We start from the raw sequence: 1,735 nt of genomic DNA, 5'->3' as shown, positions 1-1,735 counted from the left end.
TCGTCCAGAAAGACGATCTTGGCGTCGACCATCATGGTGCGCCCCAGTTCCAGCAGCTTTTTCTGGCCACCGGACAGGTTGCCCGCTTTTTCTTCCTTGAGGTGTTCAATGGTCAGAAATTCGATGACCTCATCCGCTTTGGCTTGCAGCGCGCGTTCTTCATTGGCGATGCGCTTGCGCCCGAACCATGCGTTCCAGAGCGTCTCTCCGGATTGGTCGCCGGGGACCATCATCAGGTTCTCGCGGACGGTCATCGAGGAAAATTCATGCGCGATCTGGAAGGTGCGCAGCAGACCTTTGTGGAATAGCTCGTGCGGAGGCAGTCCGGTGATGTCCTCGCCGTTCATGGTCACACGACCCGAAGTTGGTTTAAGAACGCCCGCGATCACATTGAAAAGCGTTGTTTTTCCTGCGCCATTCGGCCCGATCAATCCGGTAATCGTACCTTCACCGATGGTCAAGGACGCGCCATCAACGGCACGGAATCCCCCGAAGGTCTTGACCACATTATCAACGACGATCATCACACATCCCCTTGCGCGCTATTGTTGCACGTCTTGTTTTGCAAAACGGCGCGAGGGTGACCCCCGCGCCGTTCCTTTGTCAATCGCGCCGATTAACGGTAGTTGATTGTCGAATAAACGCCGTCGGCGAATTCGATTTCCTGATAGGAACCAGCAGATTCGCCGGGGCCGATCAGTTCAACCGCAGAAGCACCAACATAGTCGATGTCTTCGCCGGCTGCGATCAGTTCCAGACCGCGGGCCAGTTCGCCTGGCAGGATTTCGATGCCGGGTGCGTTGGCAACATCAAAGATGTGGTCTTTGAAATCAGCCGAGGCTGACGAACCAGCCGCCTGCATCGCCAGCATGATCAGCGCAGCTGCGTCATATGATTCTGGCGAGAACGCGCCTGTGCCGTCGAAACCAGCCGCAGCGGCCAGTTCAACAAAAATGCCAGCACCAGCGTTATCTGTACCGGGGTAGGCACCGAAAGAGCCGTTCAGCTCTGCGCCGAAATTGTCGTTCAGCACGGCACCGACCATGCCGTCTGGCAGGTAGAATGTGTCAAACGCACCAGAGTCCAGTGACGAGCGGATGATGCCCGAACCACCTTGGTCAACGTAGCCTGCAACAACCAGCACTTCACCACCGGCAGAGGCCAGCGCGCCAACTTCAGCAGAGTAGTCGGCTTTGCCGTCTTCGTGTGCGGCAGAGATGGTCACTGTACCGCCAGCAGCTTCGAAAGCCGCTTGGAAGGCGTCAGCCAGACCTTTGCCATAGTCGTTGTTGGTGTAGGTCAGGGCAACTTCGCTCACGCCGCGATCTTGCAGGATCTCGGTGATGATCACACCCTGACGCGCGTCGGATGGGGCTGTGCGGAAGAACAGGCCGTCATCTTCGGCAGTGGACAGGCCGGGGGATGTTGCGGAGGGTGAAATCATGACAACACCGTTCGGGCGGGCCACGTTTTGCAGGATCGCACCGGTCACGCCGGAACAGTCTGCACCCATGATTGCGTTCACGCCGTCAGATGTGATCAGACGTTCGGCTGCAGCAGTGGCCGCACCTGCGTCGATACATGTGCTGTCGCCGCGCACAGAGGTCACGGTCGCACCACCCAGCAGCAAGCCGGATTCGTTGACTTCGGCCATCGCAAGTTCAGCACCTGCACCCATGGCAGGGGTGATGGATTCAAGCGGGCCGGTAAAGCCGAGGATCACGCCGATCTTGAC

Annotated in this window: 2 protein-coding genes; both read right to left on the bottom strand. The window is 58.2% G+C overall.

Going from position 1 to position 1,735, the window contains the following annotated elements:
• Positions 1–524, bottom strand: a 524-nt coding sequence (locus NWQ23_RS04105) for an ABC transporter ATP-binding protein (protein WP_306164977.1), incomplete at its 3' end; no start/stop codon positions are given.
• A gap of 92 nt (positions 525–616) precedes the next feature.
• Positions 617–1,735 (bottom strand): ABC transporter substrate-binding protein (locus tag NWQ23_RS04100; RefSeq protein ID WP_306164976.1); only part of this gene is annotated, 1,119 nt, incomplete at its 5' end.

It is taken from the genome of Yoonia sp. (assembly GCF_030731595.1).
Taxonomy (GTDB): Bacteria; Pseudomonadota; Alphaproteobacteria; order Rhodobacterales; family Rhodobacteraceae; genus Yoonia.
The sequence above is the reverse complement of the archived record's forward strand: the minus strand, read 5'-3'. Positions and strand labels throughout refer to the sequence as shown.